The sequence below is a fragment of the Chlamydia sp. 16-02 genome (assembly GCF_042235055.1).
Lineage (GTDB): Bacteria > Chlamydiota > Chlamydiia > Chlamydiales > Chlamydiaceae > Chlamydia.
Genome location: NZ_CP114172.1, coordinates 901,547 through 921,323 on the forward strand (window position 1 = coordinate 901,547; position 19,777 = coordinate 921,323).

Genomic DNA, 19,777 nt, shown 5'->3' on the forward strand with positions numbered 1-19,777 from the left:
AGATTTTTTCTAGGAATAAAGGCAAAGATACCACTACAAATAAAAACAAACAATACTAAGAGAAGAACTAGGGAGCATACTATAGAAAAAATACGGTCTTCAAAAAATAGTTTTTTCATCATTATAACATTCGGTACTTGCGCTCTAATTCTTATCTATTTAATTTGTTTTTTAGGCATTCGTTTAGTGCTGAAGTTCCGGTTTAAGTAATTTTTTGATAGAGGTATGGGGTGGGACTGCCTAATTATCTAACTTTTTCCCGGCTATTTATAACGCCAATTTTCATGCTACTCTATCTTAAAGGAAAGTGGCTCGGAATTACTCCTGTAGTTCTTCCATATGTTTTACTCGCTCTTTTAGGGCTCTCAGAGCTTACAGATGCTATTGATGGCTATATAGCTAGGAAATTTTCTCAAGTCACAGATTTAGGAAAGCTTCTTGATCCGATGGCAGATAGTATTTATAGAATTTCTCTCTATCTAACGTTCACTCAGCCCCCTGTGAATCTTCCTTTAATTCTTGTTTTCATATTTTTAGCTAGAGATTCTGTAATTAGTACATTACGCACAGTGTGTGCTTTTCGAGGAGTTGTCCTTGCAGCTAGAGCGAGCGGGAAGTTAAAAGCTATTTTACAAGGTATAAGCTTTTTATTGATTTTACTTGCTATGATTCCTCACTCACTAGGAATGATTTCTGAAAGTGATTTGGAATTATTCGCTTCGGTAGTAGGTTCTATTGTTGCTATTTATTCTGTATGTTCAGGAGTTGAGTACTTCTGGGTGAATAAAAATCATGTATTACAAAGAGGAAAATCTAAAGATCATAATAGAGAATTATAGATTCCCAAATAATGCATACCCATTGTTGTTAGTCCTGAAGACCGCAACATACCTTCTTCTACAATTTGAAACCATACGTCTGGTTCGTGTCTGTAGGTAGTGACTGCTAGAGTTAGCATGCGAAGAAAGTCGTTAAAATTATCTGTCTGAGAAAAGGTAAAACCGTTAATTCCTGTAACAACAGTATCAGCAAGACCTCCAGTAGATCTAGCTAAGGGTACTGTTCCGTAACGCATTCCAATGAGTTGAGTGAGACCACAAGGTTCGAAATGGGATGGAATGCAGATCATATCTGCAGCCCCGTAAACTAATCGGGCTAGAGGATCATTGTAATCTAAGATAATTCGAATATTTGGAGAAGTTGTTAACGATTCTTGTAGATTTGTAAATTGGCGTTGAATTTCTTCATCATAACATGTTCCTAAGATAATTAAGGAGTAGCTATTTTCCATAGCATGAAGAATAGCAGCTTTCATAAATTCAGGACCTTTTTGTTCTACGATACGGGAGATTACACACATCAGAGGAGAATATTCAGAAGAGAGTCCTAATTTTTCATATAATGTTGTTTTATTTTCTTCTTTCTTTGTGAATAAGATGTCAGGGGTCTCAAGTAAATCCTTACTATAATTCACAGCCAAAGAAGAGTCTGTTTCGGGATTCCAGATATCTTCATCTATACCATTTAAAATCCCACAGAAAACATGACGTTTAGCCATCAAAGCATCGTGCATTTCATAATCGGAATAATCATTAAGCATATCCTGAGCGTATGTGGGGGACACAGTTGTAATATAATCAGAACAATATAGAGCACCTTTGAGTAACACACTTATTTGTGGGTCTCTATATAATTGATAGTTACTCAACCCGAAATCACTGATTCCAGATGCTCCTAGTAATTGTGTACTGCAATAACCCCGATAACTAAAGTTGTGAATTGTAAAAATTCTTTTTGGATAATGTGGGAGATTGGGTTCTTTTAAAAGTCCTGCTAAGAGTCCCATATGCCAATCATGCATATGTACGATGTCAACACGCTCTAATTTTTGAATATAGGCTGCTGTCGCAGCCGAAAAAGCGCTGAAACGTAATGTATCGTCCTCAGTATAAATAGTCGATGTTGAGAAAAGATCTAATTGAGAATCCAATTTAATTATTGTAAGAATCATTCCTTCATAGGAATAGGAAATAGAAGAGGCGCTCTGTCTTCCTAAAAATTCATAAGAAAAAACTTTCTCATCAATTACTTGAGAGGAGAAAGAGGGAGTAATGAGAGGAAAAAAAGGAAGTAATATTTCAATATCATGATTTACAGATAATGCTTTTGATAAACCATAAACAGCATCACCTAAACCACCAGCTTTAATAAAAGGAGCAAACTCGACTGTAGCTTGTATGATTTTCATGACTTTCTCTTTTCACAGCTTATCTATGCGTCATACCAAGCAAAGAACAAAAATCACAAGACGAAAAGGCCTATTTTTTGACGCAATAGTTTGACGTTATGGTAAAATTCTTAATGACTTTGTAATTTTCCTATTTTCAAAAACTGAAGATTAGATAAACTGTAGCCTGATGTTGGGGTGTAGCCAAGCGGTAAGGCAGCGGTTTTTGGTACCGTGCATCGGAGGTTCGAATCCTTTCACCCCAAGGTTTCTTGTTATTTCTTTTTTTGACTATCCACGTTATTTTTTGCTGTTTTGTTAAGGAAAATCTCATTTTAGGGAAAAGATTGACTTTTTCCGAGATAGAGCTATAATTTTGCCTCGAAAACTGTTCAGATATATGTTCTAGACATGACAGTCGACGGTCCCTAGTAAAACACATTTTAGCTCTAGGAGTCAGTGTTTGGCTGAGGGTTCTTTTAGCTCAAGATTATGGAGAATAGCACATTATGGAGCTCGTAGTTACAAGTCGCGAGACTGATAAAAAATCTTTGCTTAAAAAAATTCGTCAAACAGGAGGAATCCCTGCTGTTATTTATTCAGGCGGAAAGAGCTTAGCTAATATCGTTGTTGACGCTCACGTATTTGGTAAATTTTTATCTGGTCTAGAAAGCGGTGCGCTATCTTCTACAATTTTTTCTTTGTCTTACGAAGGCCGTACGATTAAGGCCCTGGTTAAAGATATTCAATATCAAGTTACCTCATACAGAGTAATTCACTTAGATTTTGAAGAACTTATAGAAGATCGTGATGTGAAATTAAATATTCCAATTCGCTGTATTAATGCTGTGGATTGTGTCGGCGTTAAATTAGGTGGGTCCTTAAGACAAGTTATCCGTGCTTTACGCGTCGTGTGTAAACCTAAAGATATTGTACCTTACTTAGAATTGGATGTCCGGTCATTGGGATTGTCTCAGACAAAGAAATTGGCTGATATCAATATCCCCGCAGGACTTCGTCCGGTTACTTCTTTGAAGGAAGTTGTTGTAACAGTATCTAGAAGATAATTTTAATTATGACGATGCTGATTGTTGCTATAGGGAATCCGGGGCGTCAATATACATGGACGCGGCATAATATAGGGTTCCTCTTTATTGACAGGCTGCTTCAAGGATTTTCTGGAGCTCAATTTAAAGAAGCTCATAAGTTATTTTCTGATATTGCCAAAGTGGAATCGCCTCAAGGCCCCATGGTTTTTATTAAGCCTAAGACTTATGTTAACCTAAGTGGCAAGGCTGTTTCAGTGGTTAAGGAATATTATAATGTTGCCACGGACCGTATTTTAGTTCTCGCTGATGATGTGAATCAACCTTTCGGTAATGTGCGTCTCCGACAGAATGCCGGCGGCGGCGGTCACAAGGGTATAAAAAGTATCACGCAAAGCTTAGGGTCGAATGATTACTGGCAAATGCGTTTAGGTGTAGGTCGACCTCAAAGAGAAGATATAGAGTTGTCAGACTTCGTTCTCGGAAAGTTTACTGAAGAAGAACAGATTGGAATACAATCTTTATTTATCGAGGCCAGTGCGTTATTTTCTCAATGGTGTTCTGGGACTCAAACTGCCTAAGGGATCCTATAAGTAATTTTTATAGACTAGGATATCTTAGGGAAATAAACTACTCTAGCTATGTTTAGGAGTTTTTAATGAAAGAAAAAAGAGCCCAACTTTACGAAGGGGCGTATGTATTTAGCGTTACTCTGAGTGAGGAAGCTAGACGCAAAGCTTTGGAGAAGGTAACTTCAGGTATCACAAATTATGGTGGTGAAATTCTAAAAATTCATGATCAAGGACGCAAAAAATTGGCATATACTATTCGTGGAGCCAGAGAAGGTTACTACTATCTTATCTATTTTACAGTAGTTCCCGGAGTAATAGCCGAATTATGGAAAGAATATCATCTTAATGAAGATCTTCTCAGATTTTTAACCCTTAAAACTGATGCGGTTAAAGAAGTGTTAGAGTTCGCATCGTTACCAGAATAATTTTTTAAGGAGAAAAACATGAATAAGCCTGTTCATAATAATGAACACAGAAGGAAGCGTTTTAATAAAAAATGCCCTTTTGTTTCCGCAGGTTGGAAAACAATCGATTATAAAGATACGGAAACTTTAAAAAAATTCATTACGGAAAGAGGTAAGATCTTACCTAGAAGAATTACAGGTGTCTCTTCCCGCTTCCAAGGTACACTTACCCTAGCCATTAAGAGAGCGCGTCATATAGGGTTACTACCTTTTGTAGCAGAAGATTAATTTAGAGGAAGAGAGACAATATGAAACAACAACTACTTTTACTCGAGGATGTTGATGGTTTAGGCCGTAGTGGCGATATCGTAACTGCACGTCCTGGATATATCCGTAACTATCTTATGCCTCAAAGAAAGGCTGTTATAGCCGGAGCAGGCACTTTACGATTGCAGGCGAAGCTAAAAGAAGAACGGCTATTACGTGCTGCAGAAGATAGAGCAGAGTCTGAGAAATTAGCAGAAGCCCTCAGAAATGTTATTCTTGAGTTTCAGGTTCGTGTAGACCCAGATAACAACATGTATGGTTCTGTCACAATTAGTGATATTATTGATGAGGCAGCTAAGAAAAATATTATCCTTACACGTAAGAATTTCCCACATTCTCATTACGCAATTAAGAATCTCGGGAAAAAAAGTGTGCCTTTGAAACTTAAAGAAGATGTTACCGCGACTTTATTTGTTGAAGTGTCTTCTGAAAGTTCATATATCACCGTTCTTAATCAACAGCCAGCTCAAGAAGAGATAGCTGCTGAAGAATCAAACTAGGCATTTAAGGTGAGGGGAGAATACTTCTCACCTATAAAAAAGCAGTTTTATGGATCTTTTTTCTCCAGCAAAGCTAAATCTTTTTTTAAAGCTTCACGGAAAGACTTCTCATGGTTTCCATGAGATGACCACGCAGTATCAAATTATTGATTTCGGAGATAATCTGTATTTAGAGAGTAGCAACGAAGATACTCTTATTTGCAATCTACCAGAATTAAGTGCTCCACAGAACCTTATATGGAAAAGTCTTCAGACTTTTAGAGACTACACTCAGGTAAATGATCCTGTAACTTGGAGATTGCACAAGCGTATTCCTATAGGAGCTGGTATAGGTGGTGGTAGCAGCAATGCTGCAACAGCACTTTATGCTTTAAATAAGCATTTTCAGACAAAATTATCCAACGAAGTACTTCAAGAATTGGGGAAAAAGATAGGTATGGATGTACCTTTATTTTTTTCATCAGGATCTGCCATAGGCATAAGTTGTGGTGAAGAGATTCTCCCCTATGAAGATTACAATTGTGAAGAGAGATATGTACTATATTTTTCTGATAAAGGAGTGCTTACTAAAGACGCTTTTTCTTATGTGCATCCCGATGATTTTTCTCATAGGAAAGAAGATATAGCTTTATACACGAGAGAAAATGATTTAGAGAAATCCGTATTTCGTTTTCGTAAGGATCTTGAAGAGAAAAAACAAATGCTAAAAAGGATGTGGAGTCCTTTTCATGCTCATGTCAATATGTCTGGAGCTGGGGCAACTTTATTTGTAAGCTATCCCAGAGAAATGGAAACAGATCCTTCTGTAGCTAAAGCTATTCACACTACTATTCAAGATAGTCACGGTTTGCTTGTAAATAGCCTGAGCAAACATAGCTGTGAATGGTTTCTGGATCCAAATAATTTATTTACAACAACAAGATAATAGCGTGCCTTCGGCAACAGAAGCTATCTTACTTGCTTCTACAGAAAGGGCACTTTCAGCTTGGCAAACTTCATATGGCTGATCAGCGTTTTCCTGCTCAGGTGAAGACTTAAGAACACACGAAGACGCAGAAGTAATTCGTTGAAGAGCTTTTTTAATCTCGTCAGTATTGTTGTCAGTAGTCAGTAATGTAATTGTATGCGACATAGTTAGACCCTCATCTCTTTCTTTTACTTATAGAAATAAAAAATTTTTTACAATTTCTTTCCTACATTCTATTTTTAACAGAGAGAAAATTCTCAATTGTTCACCCTACTTTCACGAAAAGGTTTTTGAGTCTTTATTTTTACTCAAAATATCACTATGGCTAATTATAAGAATTGGCGTCTCCTAGGTTGTTTATGATTTTACCTCAGTATTCTTCATCCTTGAAGACAGGGGCGGCTCTACTTTTTTTCTTTTCGATATTACATACGTTTCTTACGCCTTGGCTGTTCAGTCAGTGTCAATTATATCAGCATAAGAAAATGGTATTTCCTGAAAGATGGAAGAAATATCTTTGGCTAAGTGAATTCTATCGGTTGATAAGTAGGGTAGAGCTAGTTTTCGTTCTCTGGGCAGCTCCTCTGTTTCTATGGTTTCTCTATTCTGAGGGCTATAGAGTGACTATGAGTTATTTCAATAGCAGGAATTATGTATTCTCTCTCTTTATTGTTATTATGCTCATTCTTCTTGAATCTCGACCTATTGTCTATTTCTCAGAACGTATTTTTTCAAATATTGCAAAAATAGGTCGACAGTCTCCGCGATGTTGGTGGTGGACTCTGATGATAGCCTCACCACTATCTGCAGTGCTTCTTAAAGAAACAGGGGCTATGATTATTGCTGCGACGTTGCTCGTTAGGAACTTTTATAAATTTTCTCCATCTCCGCGTTTTGCTTACGCAACGATGGGATTGCTATTTTCTAATATTTCTATGGGAGGATTAACATCAGCACTATCCTCTAGAGCTCTATTTATTATTTTGCCCTCAGTGAAATGGGGAAATAGTTTTATTTTAAAGTATTTCTGTTGGAAATCTGTAATTTCCATCTTATTATCGACAACTATTTACTATCTTATTTTTAGAAAGGAATTTAATCACTTCCCTAAGGTAGTAACCAATCCTTCTATGATGAATGAACGAGTCCCGAAATGGATTATTTTTGTTCATATTGTTCTTGTTGGCTCTGTAATCTTAGCTAGATCTGTACCATTATTAATGGCCGCTATTTTAATATTTTATTTAGGATTTCAGAAATTTACTATTTTCTATCAGCATGCGATCAATATTTCGAAAGTTTGTTTTGTAGGGCTGTTTTATGCGGGTCTTGTGATTTTTGGAGAACTTCAAGAATGGTGGGTTTTAGAGCTGATGCATAGAATGTCAGATTTTGGCTATATGATTACTTCATATACCCTATCTATATTCTTAGATAATGCTTTGGTGAATTATCTCGTTCATAACCTTCCTGTAGCTACAGATTGTTTCCTTTATCTTGTTATAGCTGGATGTATGTCTGCAGGAGGGCTTACAATTATTTCGAATATGCCAAATATCGTGGGCTATCTCATCTTAAGGCCGTCATTTCCATCTTCATCATTATCTTTAGGATGGTTATTCTTATTTGCTTTAGGACCATCGATAATATCTCTAATGACATTTTGGTTTCTCAGAGATATCCCTGAATTCATTTATTGTTTCTTTAGATAGGAAAAACCTAACGGTCTTTCCCATGAATATATACTGGAATTTCTGATCCTAGTTTTTGATTGAGAAATTCTTGGCAATAAGTTTTGAAGGTCGCGTAATCCATAGCTTTAGCGGCAATAATCTTTTCATTAGGAAGCGAGAATTGTACAGAAGCTTTTTCAAAGGCCAAGGAAAATAAAGCTGATCCCATGGACTCTAAGGAATATGTGGGATCAGTGATATTTTTTATATAAGCGTCTTTTAAATCAGAAAAATACTGCTTAGACATTCCAAATTTCTCTGGAGATATAGCAACTGCTTCAATGAATGTTTTTGTTTTTATTACCAGCTCTTGAGGTGTGTAGGCATTAGAACGGATATAAAATAGACCTGAAGGACACAATAAAGGTTCGTGATAACACGCCCCTATGACATAACCTAATTGTTGTTCTGTTCGCAAATGAGCAAAGGCTATGTGGTGTAACCATTTAAACATCATTTCTGTTGCAACAATATGCTCAACAGAAGAGGAGTGTTTATCCTGAAGAACTAATAGCATAGCATTCCCAGATAGAGGGTAATCTATTTTTATATTCGAGATTTCTTTGTCTTGTCTTTGATAATAGAAAGAATCTGCTTTATACTTAGGGTAGGAGGAGACGAAATCTTGAACAATGGTTACTAATTCTTGTTCTTGCTTCTTTGAGGGAGGTCCAAGAGCCATAGCCTCAACATGCAGTTGATCGAACATGATTTTTGAAAAGTTTTCTACTTCTTCAAAATCCATAGTTTGTAGTGCAGTCAATTTATCATGATAGGAGTAGACATCGTTTAGGGTATAAGACCAAAGCCTATCCATACCTGCTCGTATAGGGCATTCTGAGATTTTTCTTTGATAGGTTTCTATAAGCTGTTGCTTATGTATATCGAATCTCTCTTGATTTATAGAGGGTTTTAGTGAAGATAAAATAGATTTCAAGAGGATAGGTGCTGTTGCATTATATCCAGTGATTTCTAAATTCAACCCATCTCCACGTAAAGAGGTGGAGAAGAAAAGACCGGCTTGAGCTGCTAGATAGTATTGCTTAAGGAGATTTTCATTAATTGCTAAGGAACATAGATCTGTAGCTATTAATGAACGGATATCCTTCCTAGAGATATTAGGAGAACGCATCCGCAAATTTATAGTAAGCTTGGGCATTGTATAGAAATGATCTTCACAATAGTAGAAGGTAAGACCGAGATCTTCATAGGCTAGCTGAGGTTTGAAAGGGAATTCCTTGTTGTCTATTTTAGGTGCGTCTGAAACTTCAATATTTTTCGGAATATAGATGTTTGGTTGAGGTAGAGCCATGCGCTCTTGTACAGACGCCTGTTTATAAGATTCCAAATCTGGTAGAGATTTTTCATAATAATCCATTTTAAAAATGCTGTCATAATGCTTTGTTGCATCTTGCCAATTTTCAGGATTTTTTGTTGATAACACATAACGGGCTTGATAGGGATCAGAAAGAATCGTCAGGATATCTTGTTCTTCTTCGAAAGAGTATTGTGGATAAACGAGTGACTGATATGGGTAGGTAGTTAAATCCTCATCTATAAGATCTGAGATTTGTCCTTGGAGAGTTCTAAAGAGCTCTGTTTTTGAACTGTAACAATATTCTAGGGCGTTGATTGTAGAAATGTCTTTCAAACAATATTCAGGAATTCCTTGTTTTTGGATTTGATGTAGGTATTTAAAGGTATGAAGTAATACCTTTGAGTATTCCCTCTCTCCTTTTTCAGTCAGCTGATAATAGATAGTGAAATTTCCTGTGCTTTCTGAAGTTTTATAAAATCCAGAATCAAACTCTGTAATAAGTTTTTCTTCTTTTAATAAAGAGACGAGACTGTCTGTTGCTTCGTGATTTAACACATAAGCAAGGGCTGCATAACAACCGAGAGGAGCTTGAGATGTGTTATAGAGATGCCAGTAAATCTTTATACTTGCTGTAGGCTCTACAGCGGAATTAATATAAAGTTTCCCCGATGAGAAATCCTCTTCAGAGGGAGAGAACGCTTTTTTATGAAGACTATTTTTCTTAGAAGGAATCTTAGAAAAGATTTTTGGGAAAACTTTTACAGCTTTTTCTATTGGTTCTGTTGTATGGACAACAGCAATCATATTTTCAGGATGATAATGTTGATCAAACCACGCGTGCATATCCTGGGATCTTACTTGTGCTAAAGTAGAGGCATTCCCGCATCCAAATCTTTGGATAGGGTGTCCTTTAGGGGCAATAAGCTGTTGAATACGATGTACACGACGAAGATCTTTATTCGGATGCATAGCGAATTCTTGGTGTACCGCATTTTTCTCTCTGTCAATGTCGTCCTGATCGAAAAGAGGTTGAATAAATAAGTGCACAAATTGTTCGATAGCTTCAGAAAATGCTGAGTTCTTTATAGAGAATAGATAACTTGTTGTATAGGAGCTTGTATAAGCATTGTACGTCCCGTTATTATTACTTAAAAAATGAGAAAAACCATCACTATTTGGATATTTTTCATTTCCTAAAAAGACGCAGTGTTCTGTTAGATGTGCTAATCCGGGGAATTCTTTAGGATCTGAGGAATTCCCTGTCTTTACCGCTAGAGCTGCTCCTGAAGTTGAGATTCCTGGATTGGAAATTATTAGCAATTGGAGGCCATTTGCACAGATGATCTTGGCAGTTTTTTGATTTGCTATAGATGGGGTAAGAACTTTTAGGGGGCACTGATCGGGGATCGTTCGCGTGTGTTGTTTGCATGATGTTACTAGTAGAGATAACAGTAAAGTAACAGACAGTGCTTTCCACTTCATTCTTATAATTCCTCATATAGCTGTGTTAAAATGGAAAATGCTTTTTTTGATCTTAATGCTCGTTGACTATGCTTATCACATTGTGAAAGTTCTTCTTCTGAGCATAGATGTTCTAGTAAAATCTCATCTCCAAAACTGAAGAAAAGGGGGGCAAAGAAAATTGCTCGATATTCTCCGATAGCATCTTCTACTGTTGGTGGGGGTGGGAGAATGTCATAAGTTTTTAATGCGAATGGATAGAAATGAGCAGGTCTCCCTGATGCCTTCGTTAATAAACGAAACATCTCTACACTTTCTGGTTGAAATTCTGCGGGATAAAGAAGATTTTCACGTGTTTTTCTATCTCTACCTCCTGCAGGAGCTACGTAAATAAACTTACCCCCTTCATTAAGTAGAGTTTTCAATGTTTTCATACTCTTTTGATTATGGTGTAACTTCTCTTCCTTTTGTTCTGGAGGATTATTAATATGACGTCTTGAATAGATGCATAATAAATCACAGCCCATACTGAATGGACGTGCTAGGGGGTCGGAAGTTACACGATCTCCTGCTACGAAAATCATATTTTCTACTAGCTTAGGATGGGTTTTTCCTAAAGCGTAGTACATCAACTGGGGATCGCATTCTGTTTGATGATTTGCAAGTAAAATAACATTATCTTTGCGGTCTATAAATTCTTGAATATGATCTAGTTGATGAAGATTGTAAATTTTAGAATTCTCATCATCTACAAGGACTGAGAAAAATTGCTTGCCAAAGTTAAATAAATCTATTGGGGAGCGAATTTTCTTATGGTAAGGGGGGAAGATAAAAGGATCCTTCAGATCCTCAATCACAATTTTCAGCCATTGTAGACATAGTTCCTCTGCTTTTTCCAAAGAACATTTTTTTGTCGCTGCATCAAGATAGTTTTGATGATATATCTGAAACTTCTGATACAAAGGCTCGGGCAGAGATTGATTGCCAAAAGCCTGTAGTAAATATGTAGAAAAATGCATAACCATGCCTATAACTCAATACTCTCTCCTGTAACTAATGAGAAGAATTGGTAATGATTGAGATGAAGCGAGTCTGAAGTGTTAATTTGTAATTTAGCTTTCAATTGTTTAGCCAGGCGAATGAGTTCATCATCGTCTTTTTCCTGTTTCATATAACCAGCGATTTCTGGGTGAACAACTAAACATAGGTGAGTGTGTTCTTTATGGTTGATCACTTTTTTGAGATCTCTTTCAATTTCAATAACTACACTTTCTGGAGTTTTGATAATTGCATTACCACTACAGTAAGGACACGTTGTAAATAGTGTTTGCATTAGAGATTCGCGATTTCTTTGACGTGTCATTTCTACGAGACCGAATTCGCTCATACTTAAAATAGTGCAACGTGCAGCATCATATTTCATATGTTCTTTTAGACGCTCTAAAACACGACGCTGATTTTTACGCGATTTCATATCTATGAAATCGATAATAACCAAACCACCTACATTGCGTAGACGAAGTTGTCTAGCGATCTCTTCAGCAGCTTCTAGATTGATTTGAACTAATGTCTCTTCAACACCGCTTTCTAATTGTGTACTTCTTCCAGAATTCACATCAATAGTATGCATTGCTTCTGTTTTATCAAAAAATAGATAACCGCCACTGGAGAGCCAAATCTTTCGCTTTGTTGCTTTATCAATTTCTTTTTCGATATTGAATCGCTCAAACATAGGAATTGAATCGCGATAGTATTCAATCTTTACAGCGGAGTCGGGAGAATATTTTTTGAGCATACGCTTACATTTTTGATAGGTGGAATAATCATCAATTAGTAGGCGTTTATAATTCTTATCTATGCAGGTGATTACAGCCTTTTTTAAGATATCGGTCTCTTCATAAAGTAGACAAGGTTGATCTGTGGAGTGAAATTTTTCTAAGATACTTTTCCAAGTCGCAAGTAGGTCGTGAGCTTCATTTATTAATGCATCAGTAGAAGCAAGTACACTGGCTGTTCGACAAATCAGACCCATATCTTGGGGCATTTCAAAAGAACGAATAAGTTGTTTTAGCTGATCCCTCATGTGGGGATCTTCGATTTTCCTAGACACGCCACGATGAGGAGAATTTGGTAATAGAACTAAATAACGTCCGGGAATAGAAATATTTGAAGTTAAACGTGCGCCTTTGGTTCCTATAGGTTCTTTAACGACTTGAACTAATACGGGGCTATCTAATTTTAATAACTCTTCTATTGGAGCTTCAGGCTTTTCACTGTTTTCTTTGGGGAGAACATCGAAATCCATATCGAACATTTGTTCAAACTTTTTAGAATTTTCTAATACGTCTGAAATATGAATGAAGCCATTTTCTCTTTCATCAATATTAATGAAAGCAGATTGAATGTTTCTTAAGATATTAGTTACGCGACCTCGATAGATGTTGCCTTTGAGTTGACGAATTTTTTTTCTTTCAATGATGAGATCAAAAAGCTGACCGTTTTTTAGATGAGCGTAGCGAATTTCTTTAGACTCTATATTTAATAAGATGTCGTTTTCCATGGTCTTCCTTGATGCCTAATCCGTCTTTCCTGCCATTGCTCGGATATGATTCGGGAATAGGTTTGTTTGTAGAAGCGGTCCTAAACTTCCTAGATATTTGTCTACTGACTGCGGGAGAAATTATAAAAAAAATAGGTAAAAAATTCTACAGAAATGGTTTATTGATTCTTTTAAATTAAAAATGATAGTTTTATTTATTGTCTCAATAGATTTAAAGTATGTCTTTGTTTTCTATAATTATCTTGTTTGGTAAACTCTTGTCTTCAAACTCACAGCAGATTTAAATAGAGCTTTGAGATTTTCTTATGGGAAACATTGATGATTTAAAATTATACATTTGCCGACTAAAGTTTCCTGGGGAAAAAGAAGTAATAAGATATTCTTTAAATCCAGAGAACATTCGTGAGGCAGGTGAAGAGGAGATCTTCTCTACCCCTATCGAAGTTTCGGGGAGTTTAGAAAAGATAGACAATGAGCAGTGGATTTTATCCTTAAGTGTATCGACACAATTAGGATTGCATTGTTGTGTTTGTGATAAAAATTTTTTATACTCTGTGGATTCAATAGCAATTTCACATTTGATTTGTCACGAAGATGCCAAATCAGGTGTATTTGATTGTAAAGATTTAATTAGACAAGAACTTCTCTTAGAGAGCGATCATTTTCAAGAATGCAAGAAAGATGGCTGTCCTGAAAGAGTAAATATCGTACAATTTTTAGAAGATAGAAAAAGAATCAAAGGGGAAACCCCTTTCGACAATTTATAAAAGGTGAGAGATATGGCAGTACCACGCAATCGACATAGCAATGCGCGAAAAAATATCCGAAGAAGTCATCATGCGAAAAAAGCTCGTCATGCGGCTGTCTGCAACAACTGCAAGCAAGCTTTTATTCCTCATACGATTTGTACTTCTTGTGGTTTTTATAACGGGAAAGCCGTTATGACTGTAGAAAAGAAATAACAATATATTTGTGTTATGAACGTGCAAATTGGCATAGATCTGATGGGAGGAGATCACTCTCCTCTCATTATTTGGGAAGTGCTAATCGATGTACTCCATTCTCGAGCTTCGAATTCGCACATTTCTTTTACTGCTTTTGCTTCTGATGAGGTGAAGGAGCAGATACTCAATAACTATACACACAAAGAATATCCTGAGATAATTGCTTCGGAAAGCTTTATCACTATGGATGATTCTCCGTTATCCGCTATTCGTAAAAAATCTTCATCCATGGCTCTAGGTTTAGATTATCTTAAAGAAGATAAGATAGATGCGTTTATTTCTACGGGGAATACCGCCGCATTGATCACCTTATCTCGAGCTAAAATTCCTGTGTTTCCCACGGTCCGTCGTCCAGCTTTACTTGTTCGCGTGCCTACTATGCGTGGTTGTGCAGTTATATTGGATGTTGGTGCTAATGTTTCTGTGAATCCAGATGAGATGCTAGGTTTTGCTCGCATGGGTTTGGCCTATAGGCAGTGTCTTGGAAAGACAGAACGTCCTACTATAGGTTTGTTGAATATTGGTTCTGAAGAACGAAAAGGAACTGAAGCTCATCGGCAAACATTTCGTATTCTTAGAGAAACCTTTCAGGACGCCTTTTTGGGTAACATTGAAAGTGGGGACGTCTTTAGCGGTAGTGTGGATGTTGTTGTTTCTGACGGATTTACAGGAAACATCTTCTTAAAAACGGCAGAGGGTGTTTTTGATTTCCTACGCCATATTCTAGGAGATAAATTAGAGTCTGACGTGAAACGACAGTTAGATTATACGATTTATCCTGGCTCAATGGTGTGTGGGCTTTCCAAACTTGTAATAAAGTGTCATGGAAAAGCTTGTGGAAGATCTTTATTTAATGGAATTTCTGGATCTATAGATTTAGCCCGGGCACGTGTTTGTGAGCAGATTTTATCCAGTCTATCTTAGTCTTTAAGTTTATCTATTTACCATCTTTCTCTATTGACGGGATCGTATTGATAGTGATAAACCTTTTGAAAACGAATACTGAAACATCTCTGAATTAGGTTTACGATGGTCGCAAAAAAGGTATCAAGATTTCCAAAATCTACATTTTCCCATTCCGTAGTTTTAGCAATATTAGTTTCCACTGGGATGATCTCTAATAATCACCGATTATATGGTTATGAACCAGTTTCAGAGGCATTTCTCAATAATCCTCCTTTAAAGACACAATTAGAAACGACTTCAGCAGGTATTTTTAAAAAAGAGAAATCTTCAGATACACAGGAGCCTAAAAAGGAAAATAAAGAAGCAGAAGTACATATAGATACTTCAGTTATACATGATGCTTCCTCGTGTGTTACTAAGATTTTAGGCGCGGAAGCGGGTCAGAGACAGCATTTAGTAGATGTAAGTACTTTGTTCGAGACATTAGAGCCTTTATCATGGAAGAATGTAGACACAGAGTTATCTACAAGCTCTGAAAATGTTTCTACTGTTGGAAGTGAAGGATCCCAGGCGAATCGAAAATATAGTATAGATGATCCTAAGCAAGGCTTAGCCTTTTGCTATAGAAACCTATCGGGTCATCCTGCAGATCAAACTACTCCCGGATTTTTAGGTATTGCTCTTGTGGGAACTGGACCTAAATCAGGGCTGTCTTTTTCTAATTTAAGATCCATAGGTGCGGGAGCTGCAGTGTATTCTGATGAAGATGTTGTTTTTGAACATCTTAAAGAAAGACTCCTTTTTGATGGTTGTGAATCTCTAGCTGGTGGAGGTGCTGTTTCAGGCCGTAGTATTGCTGTGAATGGTTGTCATGATGTTACTATAGTTAGCTGCAAGACAGATTTGGATCTCATATATTCTGGAGAGATTGCGGATTTTTCACAAGGTGGAGGAGCTTTTAATGCTCATAAGGTACATGGTGAATCTCATAAATCTAGATTTCCCAGCGGAGAAATTATTTTCTTAGATAATTCTGGGAGTCTTTTGGTAGACGGCAACCATGCAGATAAAGCAAACGGTGGAGCCATAGCTTGTGGTAATTTTGTTTGTTCTGTAAATCGTGGAGATGTGCACTACATAGGGAATCATGCCTTATCTGGAGGTGCAATATCTTCTCTCCAGTCAATTGATTTTGTTGGAAATGTGGGATCCATAGAGTTCCTAGATAATCACGCTTTAACTTCTCCTCAAGGTTCCACATTTTTAGGTGGAGGTGCTTTAGCTTCTGGGGAGAGAATTAGTTTCTTGAATAATGGAGGAATCCATTGTTTCAAAAATACTTCTAAGTCTTCTGGAGGAGCTCTTTTATCTAGAAATGTAAGGATAGTGGAGAATGTTGGAAATTCTTGGTTCAAGGAAAACTCTGCTGAAGTTGTAGGTGGAGCGATTAGTTCTCAAAATCAAGTAGAGATCGGCCAGAATTTTGGAAATATTACTTTTGAAGGGAATACTTCTAAGTTTGGTGGGGGTGCTATTCATTGCTTACTTGCTGAGCAACCTTATACAAATTCTGACGAGGCTCTATATGGATCAGGGGATATTAAGATTATAGATAATTCTGGGGCTATAAATTTTGAGTCCAATGAGAATTTATTGGAATCTCAAGAGACACACAGTCATCTTGGCGGAGGAGCTCTGTATGGATCGAATATTTTAATCTCAGGAAACATTGGGGATATTACATTTTCTAAGAATACCGCAGGTCAATGTGAATCCGATAGCACATGTATTGGTGGTGGAGCTATTTTTGCTAATGAGGGTGTTAAGATTACAGATAACTCTGGAGCAATTGCCTTCTCTTACAATAAAGGGAAAATTCTTCCTCTTCCTACAGTTCCTGCGAGTTCTGAAGAAGAAAGTGCTTCAAGTACACCATTAAAATCTCCACCTGTAGATTTAGGAATTCGTGGTGGTGGAGCTATTTTTGCTAAGCATATAGAGATTGAAGACAACGCTGCTGCTTTATCCTTCTCAGATAATTTCATGGAAATTAGGGATAGTAAAGCACAAAAAGAACAACCTTTGGGTGGCGGTGCTCTATTTGGAATAGATAGAGTTAGTTTGCAAAATAACATGGAACTTGCATTCACTAATAACCATGTCTCTGGTGAGAATAGTAGTGGTGGTGCTATCTTATCCAAAGTAGTAACTATCTCAGATAACGGAAGAGTTCAATTTATCCGTAACTATTCAAAATTCCTTGGAGGTGCTGTTTGTGCTTTAGGAGATGCCTTAAGCATTAAAAATAATGAATCTTCGGTATCATTCATTGGCAATAGAACTGTAACTGCTGGTGGAGCCATTGCTAGTGCTGAGGGTGATATTTTGATTTCTAGAAACCTTGGCAAGGTAGAATTTAAAGATAATCTAGTTTTTGGGGATCCCTATGTAGATAATCTTGAAGAAGGACAAGTTAATACCGTAGGACATCATAGTGGTGGTGGTGCTGTTTTTGCTAAAACTTCTGTAATAATTCGTGAAAATGAAAATAAGGTGCTTTTCTCAGGGAATTCCTCGGGATGTTTTGGTGGTGCGATTTTAACAGGTTCTCTAGCCCCCGAATATCAAGAGCCTTTTGCTTCTAAGGTAGTGAGTGATAATACTAAGGTCATCATTACAGAAAATATTGGAGATGTGATCTTTTCAGGAAATAGTACAACAGCTTCAAAACATCCTGAGCATAACTTGTTCGGTGGTGGCGCTATCTATACTCAAGATTTAGTCATCAATAAAAATACCGGTTCTGTAGCTTTTTACAATAATTATGCTCCTACAGGTGGTGCTGTGCGTATTAGTGAAAAGGGAACAGTAATTTTAGAGGCTTTAGGAGGGGATATTGTTTTCCAAGGAAATAGAAATTCTGAAGACATTTCTAATGGACTTTACTTTGCTGGGAAAGAATCAAAATTAGTTGAAGTATCTGCTGCTGGAGAAAATACTGTTAATTTCTCAGACGCTATTGTTTTCGAAGATCTAACACTAAGAAAGAGCTCCGTGTATCATGAGGATATTTTAAATACTCCGACTCTAATACTTAACTCTAAAGCTAAAGATGATTCAGAAGTTTCTCATTCTGGAAATATCCGCTTTGCCTATGCAACATCTAAAATTCCTCAAGTAGCTCTATTGGAGTCAGGAACTCTTATCTTATCTGATAAGGCTCAGTTGTGGTTATGTGGTTTGAAGCAAGAAAGAGGTAGTGAGATCTTGCTCTCAGCAGGAACTGTATTACGCATTTTCGATCCTAATGCTAAGCCTACAGAAAAACCTGAAAGTCCTTCTGCAAGATCTTATTATAGTGCTTATGATTCTGGTAGAAATCCTGATGAGAAGACTTTGGCAGATATTAGTGTTATTGGTGTAGATTTAGCTTCTTTTATTGCTAGTGACGATGAAATAACTCCTCAACCTCCACAAATTATTGTTCCCAAGGGAACGACAATTGGTTCGGGATCTTTGGATTTGAATCTTATAGATTCTGCGGGCATGGGTTACGAAAATCATGCTTTATTAAATAAAGAAGCAGATATCACGTTACTTTCATTTAAAAGTGCTTCCGCAGTTTCAGATATTCCTGATTTAGATCATTCTTTGGAAGAGCTGCATGTTAAAGTTTCTGTCCCCACAATTACTGAAGATACTTATGGACATATGGGCAAATGGTCGGATCCTCAGGTGATTAACGGTAAATTAATGATTAACTGGAAGCCAACCAGCTATAAATTAAATCCTGAGAAGGATGGGTCTATTGTATTGAATACTTTATGGGGACAATATGGAGATTTACGGGCTCTGAAACAACAACAATTGGCTCATAATATTACTGCGCAAAGAATAGAATTAGATTTCTCAACAAATATTTGGGGATCTGGAATGGGAACATTCTCCAATTGTGCAACAATTGCTAAAATAGATGGCTTTACTCACCGTGCAGGTGGCTATGCTTTAGGTTTGGACACACAGTTGATAGAAGATTTCTTGATAGGAGGAAGCTTTGCTCAGCTCTTTGGTTATACAGATAGCCAATCATATTCGTCACGCAGTGATCAAGGTGGTTATTTAGGTTCTGGATATGTAGGTATCTTCGCGGGTTCTTGGTTATTCAAAGGAATGTTTATCTACAGTGATATTCATAATGACTTGAATACAACATATCCCACGCCAAACATAGGTAGATCTAAAGGATCTTGGAATAGTAGAGGAATTTTAGCAGATGCTCATGTGGATTATCGTCATATCGTGAATTCACGTAGATTCATTTCATCGATTGTTTCTGCAGTTGTACCTTTTGTAGAAGCTGAATATGTTTATATTGACTTCCCTGCATTTACAGAGATAGGTAGTGAAGCACGAACATTTGCTGAAGGACATTTACAGAATGTAGCAATTCCTTTTGGTATCACTTTGGAGCATAACTACTCTCGAGGACAGCGTTCCGAAGTGAATAGCTTAAGTTTTTCTTATGCTTTGGATGTCTATCGTCAGGCTCCTGCGGTTCTTATCAATTTACCCGCAGCTTCTTATTCTTGGGATGGGATAGGGTCTGATCTTTCTAGGAAATCTATGAAGGCGCAATTTAGTAATGATACCGAGTGGAATTCTTACTTCTCTACGTTCTTAGGATTTACCTACGAGTGGAGAGAACATACGATATCTTATGATTTGAATGGTGGTATGCGTTTAATTTTCTAG

At 37.0% G+C, this 19,777-nt stretch carries 17 protein-coding genes and 1 tRNA gene; 13 read left to right on the forward strand and 5 right to left on the reverse strand.

Annotation, left to right across the window (positions count from 1 at the left end; translation table 11 throughout):
* Window positions 1–230 precede the first annotated feature (230 nt).
* The gene (gene pgsA, locus O1W70_RS03925; protein ID WP_332381094.1) at window positions 231–839 is read left to right on the forward strand and encodes a CDP-diacylglycerol--glycerol-3-phosphate 3-phosphatidyltransferase; all 609 of its coding nucleotides are present in this window, start codon (window positions 231–233) and stop codon (window positions 837–839) included.
* Here pgsA and glgA read toward each other — a convergent pair.
* Window positions 821–2,248 carry a glycogen synthase GlgA gene (glgA, locus tag O1W70_RS03930; protein ID WP_332381095.1) on the reverse strand — a complete coding sequence of 476 codons (1,428 nt, stop codon included), beginning with the start codon at window positions 2,246–2,248 and terminating at the stop codon, window positions 821–823. The two genes, pgsA and glgA, sit on opposite strands and share 19 nt — an antisense overlap.
* Window positions 2,249–2,421: 173 nt before the next feature.
* Between glgA and O1W70_RS03935 the strand changes: the two genes are divergently transcribed.
* From O1W70_RS03935 to ispE, 7 genes are all read left to right on the forward strand, one after another.
* A tRNA-Gln gene (locus tag O1W70_RS03935) sits at window positions 2,422–2,493 on the forward strand.
* A 243-nt stretch (window positions 2,494–2,736) separates the two neighbouring features.
* Entirely contained in the window at window positions 2,737–3,294 is a 558-nt protein-coding gene (locus tag O1W70_RS03940; RefSeq protein ID WP_332381097.1) for a 50S ribosomal protein L25/general stress protein Ctc, read from the forward strand.
* An 8-nt stretch (window positions 3,295–3,302) separates the two neighbouring features.
* Window positions 3,303–3,854 (forward strand): aminoacyl-tRNA hydrolase, encoded by a 552-nt coding sequence (gene pth / locus O1W70_RS03945; RefSeq protein WP_332381099.1) that lies wholly within the window; start codon window positions 3,303–3,305, stop codon window positions 3,852–3,854.
* Between the two features lie 77 nt (window positions 3,855–3,931).
* Window positions 3,932–4,270 (forward strand): 30S ribosomal protein S6, encoded by a 339-nt coding sequence (gene rpsF, locus O1W70_RS03950; protein ID WP_117274566.1) that lies wholly within the window; start codon window positions 3,932–3,934, stop codon window positions 4,268–4,270.
* 18 nt (window positions 4,271–4,288) lie between these two features.
* Complete coding sequence (gene rpsR / locus O1W70_RS03955) at window positions 4,289–4,537, forward strand: 30S ribosomal protein S18 (protein ID WP_011006772.1); 249 nt, start codon at window positions 4,289–4,291, stop codon at window positions 4,535–4,537.
* A 20-nt stretch (window positions 4,538–4,557) separates the two neighbouring features.
* Window positions 4,558–5,076: a 50S ribosomal protein L9 gene (gene rplI / locus O1W70_RS03960; RefSeq protein ID WP_332381102.1), complete on the forward strand. Its 519-nt coding sequence runs from the start codon at window positions 4,558–4,560 to the stop codon at window positions 5,074–5,076.
* A 49-nt stretch (window positions 5,077–5,125) separates the two neighbouring features.
* Window positions 5,126–6,001, forward strand: coding sequence for a 4-(cytidine 5'-diphospho)-2-C-methyl-D-erythritol kinase (gene ispE / locus O1W70_RS03965; protein ID WP_332381104.1), 876 nt, complete (start codon window positions 5,126–5,128; stop codon window positions 5,999–6,001).
* On the opposite strand, the gene rbp7 is transcribed toward ispE, so the two are convergent.
* A complete protein-coding gene (rbp7, locus tag O1W70_RS03970; protein WP_332381106.1) occupies window positions 5,981–6,208 on the reverse strand; it encodes a reticulate body protein Rbp-7 in 228 nt (75 codons plus the stop codon). The genes ispE and rbp7 overlap by 21 nt on opposite strands.
* Before the next feature lie 194 nt (window positions 6,209–6,402).
* On the opposite strand from rbp7, the gene O1W70_RS03975 reads away from it, so the two are divergent.
* Window positions 6,403–7,755 carry a putative Na+/H+ antiporter gene (locus O1W70_RS03975; protein ID WP_332381109.1) on the forward strand — a complete coding sequence of 451 codons (1,353 nt, stop codon included), beginning with the start codon at window positions 6,403–6,405 and terminating at the stop codon, window positions 7,753–7,755.
* A gap of 7 nt (window positions 7,756–7,762) precedes the next feature.
* Here the strand turns inward: O1W70_RS03975 and O1W70_RS03980 are convergent, their stop codons facing one another.
* Genes O1W70_RS03980 through O1W70_RS03990 form a run of 3 tightly spaced genes read right to left on the reverse strand, consistent with a single transcriptional unit; the run spans window position 7,763 to window position 13,115 of the window.
* The gene (locus O1W70_RS03980) at window positions 7,763–10,576 is read right to left on the reverse strand and encodes an insulinase family protein (protein ID WP_332381111.1); all 2,814 of its coding nucleotides are present in this window, start codon (window positions 10,574–10,576) and stop codon (window positions 7,763–7,765) included.
* A gap of 2 nt (window positions 10,577–10,578) precedes the next feature.
* Window positions 10,579–11,574, reverse strand: a complete 996-nt coding sequence (locus O1W70_RS03985) for a 1-acyl-sn-glycerol-3-phosphate acyltransferase (protein WP_332381113.1) — start codon at window positions 11,572–11,574, stop codon at window positions 10,579–10,581.
* A gap of 8 nt (window positions 11,575–11,582) precedes the next feature.
* Window positions 11,583–13,115, reverse strand: a complete 1,533-nt coding sequence (locus tag O1W70_RS03990) for an Rne/Rng family ribonuclease (protein WP_332381115.1) — start codon at window positions 13,113–13,115, stop codon at window positions 11,583–11,585.
* Window positions 13,116–13,420: 305 nt separating this feature from the next.
* Here O1W70_RS03990 and O1W70_RS03995 point away from each other — a divergent pair, with 305 nt between their 5' ends.
* The 4 genes from O1W70_RS03995 to O1W70_RS04010 all read left to right on the forward strand — a co-directional run bounded on the left by O1W70_RS03995 (window position 13,421) and on the right by O1W70_RS04010 (window position 19,777).
* Window positions 13,421–13,882, forward strand: a complete 462-nt coding sequence (locus O1W70_RS03995; protein ID WP_332381117.1) for a hypothetical protein — start codon at window positions 13,421–13,423, stop codon at window positions 13,880–13,882.
* Between the two features lie 12 nt (window positions 13,883–13,894).
* Window positions 13,895–14,077 carry a 50S ribosomal protein L32 gene (gene rpmF / locus O1W70_RS04000; protein ID WP_011006763.1) on the forward strand — a complete coding sequence of 61 codons (183 nt, stop codon included), beginning with the start codon at window positions 13,895–13,897 and terminating at the stop codon, window positions 14,075–14,077.
* Between the two features lie 15 nt (window positions 14,078–14,092).
* Window positions 14,093–15,043: a phosphate acyltransferase PlsX gene (gene plsX, locus O1W70_RS04005; protein ID WP_332381119.1), complete on the forward strand. Its 951-nt coding sequence runs from the start codon at window positions 14,093–14,095 to the stop codon at window positions 15,041–15,043.
* Between the two features lie 105 nt (window positions 15,044–15,148).
* A complete protein-coding gene (locus O1W70_RS04010; RefSeq protein ID WP_332381121.1) occupies window positions 15,149–19,777 on the forward strand; it encodes an autotransporter domain-containing protein in 4,629 nt (1,542 codons plus the stop codon).